9 protein-coding genes and 2 pseudogenes are annotated in these 7,487 nt (G+C 39.0%); 3 read left to right on the plus strand and 8 right to left on the minus strand.

Features of this window, described 5'->3' with window-relative positions:
• Window positions 1–19 precede the first annotated feature (19 nt).
• The gene (locus EDM52_RS23870; RefSeq protein WP_122911392.1) at window positions 20–355 is read right to left on the minus strand and encodes a sigma factor-like helix-turn-helix DNA-binding protein; all 336 of its coding nucleotides are present in this window, start codon (window positions 353–355) and stop codon (window positions 20–22) included.
• 227 nt (window positions 356–582) lie between these two features.
• Between EDM52_RS23870 and EDM52_RS23875 the strand changes: the two genes are divergently transcribed.
• Complete coding sequence (locus tag EDM52_RS23875; protein WP_122911393.1) at window positions 583–1,146, plus strand: hypothetical protein; 564 nt, start codon at window positions 583–585, stop codon at window positions 1,144–1,146.
• Between the two features lie 40 nt (window positions 1,147–1,186).
• Here EDM52_RS23875 and EDM52_RS23880 read toward each other — a convergent pair whose 3' ends face one another.
• Window positions 1,187–2,152, minus strand: coding sequence for a hypothetical protein (locus EDM52_RS23880; protein WP_122911394.1), 966 nt, complete (start codon window positions 2,150–2,152; stop codon window positions 1,187–1,189).
• 344 nt (window positions 2,153–2,496) lie between these two features.
• Here EDM52_RS23880 and EDM52_RS23885 point away from each other — a divergent pair, with 344 nt between their 5' ends.
• Window positions 2,497–2,895 (plus strand): hypothetical protein, encoded by a 399-nt coding sequence (locus EDM52_RS23885; protein WP_148038808.1) that lies wholly within the window; start codon window positions 2,497–2,499, stop codon window positions 2,893–2,895.
• Between the two features lie 87 nt (window positions 2,896–2,982).
• On the opposite strand, the gene EDM52_RS23890 is transcribed toward EDM52_RS23885, so the two are convergent.
• From EDM52_RS23890 to EDM52_RS23910, 6 genes and pseudogenes are all read right to left on the minus strand, one after another.
• Window positions 2,983–3,477, minus strand: a complete 495-nt coding sequence (locus EDM52_RS23890; RefSeq protein ID WP_122911396.1) for a hypothetical protein — start codon at window positions 3,475–3,477, stop codon at window positions 2,983–2,985.
• A 184-nt stretch (window positions 3,478–3,661) separates the two neighbouring features.
• Window positions 3,662–4,360 (minus strand): annotated as a pseudogene (locus EDM52_RS23895) (Tn3 family transposase); the annotation flags it as partial.
• Window positions 4,358–4,705, minus strand: a pseudogene (locus tag EDM52_RS25790) (IS110 family transposase); the annotation flags it as partial. The pseudogenes EDM52_RS23895 and EDM52_RS25790, both read right to left, overlap by 3 nt.
• Before the next feature lie 471 nt (window positions 4,706–5,176).
• Window positions 5,177–5,365, minus strand: a complete 189-nt coding sequence (locus EDM52_RS23900) for a hypothetical protein (protein ID WP_122911398.1) — start codon at window positions 5,363–5,365, stop codon at window positions 5,177–5,179.
• Between the two features lie 22 nt (window positions 5,366–5,387).
• Window positions 5,388–5,573 carry a hypothetical protein gene (locus EDM52_RS23905; RefSeq protein WP_122911399.1) on the minus strand — a complete coding sequence of 62 codons (186 nt, stop codon included), beginning with the start codon at window positions 5,571–5,573 and terminating at the stop codon, window positions 5,388–5,390.
• A gap of 12 nt (window positions 5,574–5,585) precedes the next feature.
• The gene (locus tag EDM52_RS23910) at window positions 5,586–5,921 is read right to left on the minus strand and encodes a sigma factor-like helix-turn-helix DNA-binding protein (RefSeq protein WP_122911400.1); all 336 of its coding nucleotides are present in this window, start codon (window positions 5,919–5,921) and stop codon (window positions 5,586–5,588) included.
• Window positions 5,922–6,163: 242 nt separating this feature from the next.
• On the opposite strand from EDM52_RS23910, the gene EDM52_RS23915 reads away from it, so the two are divergent.
• A complete protein-coding gene (locus EDM52_RS23915; RefSeq protein ID WP_122911401.1) occupies window positions 6,164–6,724 on the plus strand; it encodes a hypothetical protein in 561 nt (186 codons plus the stop codon).
• Window positions 6,725–7,487 lie beyond the last annotated feature (763 nt).

Genomic DNA, 7,487 nt, shown 5'->3' on the forward strand with positions numbered 1-7,487 from the left:
GACATATCACCGCTGTGCTTTAAGCAGTGACAATTTTTTTGTGAAGTCGTTGTAATCCTTGTACTTTGCAGGCATGAAGTCGAGAACGGGAAATTCGGAGTTCTTGCGCTACTTCACGTTCCGTTCGTTCTTCAATTACCACTCGTTGAATGATGTACCGCTCGCGTTCAGGTAAGCTGTTGAGCAGTTCTTCAACAAACAACTTGGAATCAATCGAGTCGTAATACGGAATTTCCTTTTGATCGTCGAGGAACATTTCTCGGTGATACTGCTTTTTGGCTTGGTATTGCAACCTCCAAGCCGCCCGTTTGATCTGCTGAAGAAATTGATCTTTCGTCCATGTCTGTTTTTGCATAGAATCCCCCCAACTACTAGGTAAAAAAAGGGGGTTTTTGCTCACCTTTTCTATGAATTTTTTAGAAACATACGTTCCGTTTTACCGAATTTTTATTATTAGGTAATATTTACTAAAATCCTTTTTTGAAGATAAAAAGGGATTCATCCCCTTAATTAGCTTTATTTGTAACTTTCTTGCTTATTTAGCGTCTAAAGTATATACCATTAAGCACAAGGAGGTTTTTTTTGAAAAAGCTGACGTTCGCACTTTTCGTTGCTTTAGCCGTTACGCTTGGATGGTCAGGTGCGAGTGCCCCCATTTTTGCGGAAACGGTTGCTCCAACACAAGTCGTACAAAAACAAGGCACGATTGAACATATGAAAACCGTACGAGTAGATGTAGATGGAAATTCCGTTACCATATTCGACACATGGTTTAATCTAACAACTGGTCAGGAGCGGTATGACGATTTTTACTACTACTCAACAACCAAGGAGATGAATGGAAGAACTAGCATGAGCACCGCGTATTCTTCCCTGTTTGAAAGGACAGCTAAGCAGTATGAAAACAAAAGTGTATGGAAATCCATTGGAACTGTAGAGGTGAACGGAATACAGGTAGAGCTGCTCAAAGGGAACGGAGAGCCAAAGGGTGATCCTGTGTATTACCTTGCTTATATCGACCGATCTACAGGGCTTCCATTAAAAGAAGAGGCTTATAACAGTAGTAATGAAGTGATGACAGCCTATTTTTATTTTTTTGACCATGTTCATGATTTGACTGGTGAAATTTTCAAACAAACAAAGTAACAAAAAAAGGCGCGATGTCGCGCCTTTTTTTGTTACTTTGTTACATCAGGAAATCTTCAATTGCATCCAGAAGTTGTGAATTTTGTACGAGATTTCTTATACCTCCTGCATACCATACAATCGGGCCCATATCTACAATATCCATAAAAGCGTCAATATAAGCATCGAACTCGGTTTTCTTGCTAGTATTGAAGTAATCATTCGCTTCCATATTCACACCGACTATTGCAGTTGCAGAGTCGATTCGACCACCTGCAACCGGATTTCTATCTGCATCCACTACTTCTTGGGGGTCATCGTTAATACTATCAAAAACCAACCTCAAGTTCCCTTTATAAGCGCTTCCTTGGAAGTAATACGCTGGTTGGATACAAATGATGTCAAAAATATTGGTGCGGTTTGCTACAAGCCCCAGGTTATAGATAATATTGTCTTTATAGGTGCCATAACCATAGTACGGACACCACATAAATTGCTTCTCATATGTGTTACGGACAAGATACGAAATGTCATTCATCAGTTTTACCATAGGAGTTGAAGTTGGGTTAGAGCGGCTGATTTTTTCCTGAAGTGGGTAAACAGCTTCTGTTCGGAAGTAAAACCCACAAAAATCATTATCCCAAAATCTTTGTCCCAACGCATTGATTACGGCATCTTTAACTTGTTTCATGTAGTCTCGAAAGTTGGAATAGAAGGCGTCTGCATTCTCGATAGTAGATGTGTTGTTATGCAGCAAAGGTACAGAGACAAACATTTGTTTTCTAGAAAGTTTCGAAGCCGCCCACTCTGGCAGAAAAGCTTTCAAATCGTTAATTGATTGGTTAATGACTCTAGTTCGATCTGATGTAGATTGCTGATAGTCAAATCGCACATTCTGATCTCCCAGATGAACGACAAATGTGTCCAGATTTCTTCCATACAATTTATTAAGCATCGAAGAAGTTACCAGCCCGTACCCTTCTCCTGTATAAAGATGTAATGCTTTCATTTCTTTTAGATTTGGCATAACCAAATTCCTCCTTGTTTGTGTAAGAGATAAACGACTAATTGACCGGTCATTTTGTCGCTTTCACCTACTAGGTAAAAAACAAGGAGGTTTGCTCACTTTATTTGAGATTTTTTTTGAGAGGCAAGGAATAGAAACAAAGCCAAAAGAGAGTCAACGACTCCTTTTTTGAGGCAATAACTAAGTTTGCTCTACTTCACGTAATGTACATTTTCGGACGCAGTTCCAAATTGAAAGAAATCTATCATCCGACAATACTAGACAAAATATTCTGCATATTAATAGAGTCACGTATGTTAATATTTACCTATAATAGGTATAAAAAGGAAACGGAGAGATTTGTAATGATTAAAACCATAGCAAGCCGTTCAAAAAATCGTTTTGTACTTGCGATTGCTCTAGCATTAACATTGTCGATAGGTGTAGTACAAGCTTTTGCAGCGCAATCATGGCTTTATATGACTCCCAGTGATGAAACAGTTGTAGGTGATTTAGAATTTGTACCCGCTGGAACTAGGATTTACTATGAATGGCAAAATAACGGTAGTATACACGGTGTTGGAGTAGGAGTTTATTACTTTGATGGTCAAAGTAGTACATTAATGTCAAATAAAACTGCTGCTTACGGTGATGGCGGTACCTTTGGTTCATTCCAAGCACCATATAACGGTTATTACTTTTTACGAGCGAAATGCGGCGGGAATGGACAAACAGGATGCAAGGGTAGTGGATTTATGGAATAAATCAAGAGAAAGGCTCCCAGGAGTGAAATTACCCCAGAGCCTTTCTCTTTTTTTTTGACGTAATTTAACTTTCGTAGTCCACCCCTACTACTGAAGCGAATTTGCAACTTTTATTAGAGCGTCCAATCTTCTCCCCTTTTCTTGTTTTAAAATTCCTATTTCATAAGTAAGGTTATTTTTCTTAAAACGAATAAAATCAGCTATATATTTGTCGGAATGTATATACTTAGCAATCGTGCCATCTGCTAAGGTGACAATTTCGGGTTTATTATTTTTATCGCTACTTTCTTTTAAGTAAACAGATATAGATAGAAGCTCATTAGTTTTTTGGTTCAGATAATCGATAGTTAACATCTGTAGCAATTTATTGTAATGACCACCTGTATGTGTTGGGGTAAAAGGTATGTATTGAGGAAGTGAAATTTTTTGTTTATTTGTGTTTTCAAATTGTGATACCGATACTTTAATCGGGGCAACATCCCCGAGTGGTTTACTTGGATCAGAATTTAAGGGATCTTTCGGGGGAATGGAATGAATAATACTTAGACTTAAAATTATAGGAATGAGCTTATTGAAGAACATGGATTTTAATCTCCCCTTTCTTTTGATTACTAGAGTCCCCTTTTTTTAGTTTTATATTCCAGCACGAATAGCCCGATCAACGTCTCGATCAGGCTAAATCCCTTTGCTACGGGGTACCGCCAACAAAGTGCGGATTTTGTACGCTAAGCCCTGATTTACAGAAAAAACGCCGGTATCCTGTACGCTAAGGATTACCGGCTTCGATTTTTCCTTGGATGAGTGGTAACAATGACCTTAGGTCGGCATTTCGCTTTTGATCAAATGTATACTCACCAAGAAAGTTGATATGTTCCCATCCTAAAGGCGAAATGTGACTTAACAGATTTTCCTGAAGAGATCCCTTTTGCTTCAATAGCTTCGTTGCTTCTGTAAGATAAACCGTATTCCAGACACTAATTGCATTGATGAGAATATTCAACGCACTTGCCCGTTGAAGCTGATCTTGTAAGGCACGCTCACGTAATTCTCCACGTTTTCCAAAAAAGAGTGCTCTGGCAAGAGCATTCATTGCCTCGCCTTTATTTAGACCACGCTGGATGCGACGACGCATCGATTCGCTTGAGATGTAATCCAGAATAAAGATCGTCTTCTCGATCCGTCCCATTTCCCGTAGAGCTGTAGCTAAACTATTTTGTCTTGCATAAGAACCAATTTTCCCCATGATAAGAGATCCAGAAACTTTCCCTTCGCGAATAGAATGGGCTAAACGTAAAACGTCATCGAAGTTCTCCTGAATGATCTTCGTATTGATCCGACCGCGGAGTAGGTTTTCTATCTTTGGAAAGTCGCCTACCTTATCAAAAGAATATAACCTTGAATCAGACAAATCCCGAAGCCGTGGAGCAAAACGGAATCCGAGCAAATGACATAAACCAAAGACTTCAAGTTCTTTGCTTTTATTGACGTGATGAGGATTCACGATAACGACTTTGATGTTTTCTCGATGCAGAAATTCGGCCAGTGGAAACCAGTAGTGTCCGGTTGGCTCAATGCCCAAGATGATGTCCGTCTTGGCGTATTGCCGCTGAAGCTCCTTCATCCACGAAACGAGTTTCGTCAGGCCAGAATGGTCATTGCCGAACACGCAGTCCTTACCAATCTCGATTCCGCGGAAATCGACAGCTCTGGCAACATGCGTTTTCTTGGCAATATCTGCACCGACAACAAGGGTTAATTCGGTAATTTGTTGAATACGTTGATTCTGCTTTTTCGATTGCTTATACTTCATTGTGGAGTACCTCCTGTACGGGTAATTGTTCTTTGGTCGGAACGTTTCCCAGTTTACAGAAGGTGCTTTTTTTATTCAAACCCCAAATTCATTCATTACAGGAATGGCTCCTTATTCATTTTACATATAATACCACCTGATGTAACGATGGGCAATTTTGCAGTAGTGAGATTTCGTCAGTAAAGCTTGGATTTATAGTGCTAAAGTTACATAATGCTTATTATTGGGATCCATCATAACGAAGCTTCTATGCTTCAGCTGGCCTGAAAAAAAGCCCTTTGTCAACAAGGGCTTTTGGTCATTTCTTCAAGGTTTTCAGTTCTTTACACAAACGCTGCTGACTCATCAATACTCCAAACAGTACACCTCCCGATACAAGAAGTAACACTGTTATGATTGTGGCCATGTTCGTTCCTCCTTTTCATTTGATATAATAGGAACAGAAAGAAAGTGCCATTTTCTTTCTGCAAATTACTTTTCCATGGAGGGATCCGATACTTTGGGTTCTTCTTTTTTTGGGCTTTCTTGCTCTTTATTAGCTTGTAAGGACACGTTTACAATGTCACGTATTTGAATGGTTAAACTTACATGTCGGTAAATAATGCAGATGGCTAAAACTGCAATAAGTCCAGCAATTATGGTGATCGTTGTTTCATTCATCCTTCCTCCTCCTTTTTCCTGATCATGATGTGATCAGTTCCAAAACTGCTAAATGTAAATTTTGCAGAGTGTCTTCGGGTGACATACGGATAAACCACGTCATTTTTTCTAGTTCGGGTTGTAAGTATTTTAGTAAGGCTTCCTGTGTTTCCGGATTTCCTTGTTGCGCATCATGTACCAATTCGCAAAAGGCACTATCTTCCAGCATTTTATTCCCCCTTTAAGCAGTGACGATTTTTTTGTGAAGTCGTTGTAATCCTTGTACTTTGCAGGCATGAAGTCGAGAACGGGAAATTCGGAGTTCTTGCGCTACTTCACGTTCCGTTCGTTCTTCAATTACCACTCGTTGAATGATGAACCGCTCGCGTTCAGGTAAGCTGTTGAGCAGTTCTTCAACAAACAACTTGGAATCAATCGAGTCGTGATACGGAATTTCCTTTTGATCTTCGAGGAACATTTCTCGGTGATACTGCTTTTTGGCTTGGTATTGCAACCTCCAAGCCGCCCGTTTGATCTGCTGAAGAAATTGATCTTTCGTCCATGTCTGTTTATGCATAGAATCCCCCCCAACTACTAGGTAAAAAAAGGGGGTTTTTGCTCACCCTTTCTATGAATTATTTAACAGATATAAGAACATGCGTTCTATTTTACCAAATTTTATTACTAATAGGTAATATTTACTAAAGTTCTTTTTTGAAGATAACAAGGGATTTATCCCCTTAATTAACTTCATTTATAACTTTCTTGCTTTTTTAGCGTCTAAAAAATAAATACCATTAAGCACAAGGAGGTTGTTTTTTGAAAAAGCTGACGTTCGCACTTTCCGTTGCTTTAGCCGTTACGCTTGGATGGACAGGAGCAACGATTCCCCCTGTTTTTGCTGAAACAGTTGTTCCAGCAGAACAGGTACAAACACAATCCATTGAGCATATGAAAACGATACGAGTAAATGTAAATCCCATTACTGTAACCGTATGGGAAAATTGGTTTAATCCAGCGAATGGGTTACAACGTAACGATCAATATCATTACTCGGTGCAAGCGAATGAAAAAGAAAAAACCGAATTATACACGTATGAATCTTCCTTATTTGAGAGGACAATTAAGAAGTATCAAGAGGAAAGTGTATGGAAATCCATCGGAGTTTCAGAGATCAATGGAAAACAAGTGGAGATGTTAAAAGGGAATGGTAATCCAAAGGGCAACCCTGTTTACCACATTGCATATATCGACCAATCGACAGGTCTGCCGATACAAGTAGAAGACTATAACAGCAATGACGAAGTAATGACGGTGTATTTATTCATTTTTGATTACGTAACTGAGCAACAGAGCGAGACTCTTAAAAAAGATCAATAAAAAGGGCGCGAAATTCGCGCCCTTTTTATTATTTCATAAAGTCTTCGATTGCATTTAATAGGGAAGTATTTCCTGTGAGATTTTGTGTACTCCCTGCGTAAAATATCACAGGCTCCTTATAAGGGAAGGAGGCAAAGGTTGTAACATACGCATTGAACCTGTCAGCCTTACTCCCGTTAAAATCGTTATCAGCTTCCATATTTACACCGATTTTTGCTGTAGCAGAAGAACGTCTACCACCTGCAACTGGGTTGCCATTAAGGTCAAGTACTTCTTAGTCTAAAATGCTATCGTAAATTAAATCCAGATTCACTTTGTAAGCAGATCCCTGGAAGTAATACGCTGGTTGAATGCAAATAATATCAAAAATATTGGTGCGATTTGCAATGACACCCAAATTGTGAATAATGTTTTCTTTATTTGATCCATAGCCATAATATGGGCACCAAATAAATTCTTTGTCATACGTATTGTGAATACGATAAGACAAGTCATTCATCAATTTTACCATTGGATTTCCGGTTGGATTAGTACTGCTGATTTTCTCTTGAATGAATCAATTTCATAATTGCTCATCTTAAAAATATACAGACTGCCCCAATCTCTTCTTTATCCTTTTTTAAAAACTAAGCCGCGACTGGCTTCTTGTTTTCCAGTGCGTTACGAATCCGATCAGTGGCTAATTTAGCGGCATTATAAACAAGAGTTACCAAATCAAAATGAACTTTGGCCCTCTTCCCTGTGCGATAGCGTACGTTGTTCA

Source organism: Brevibacillus invocatus (genome assembly GCF_003710915.1).
GTDB classification, from domain to species: Bacteria; Bacillota; Bacilli; order Brevibacillales; family Brevibacillaceae; genus Brevibacillus; species Brevibacillus invocatus.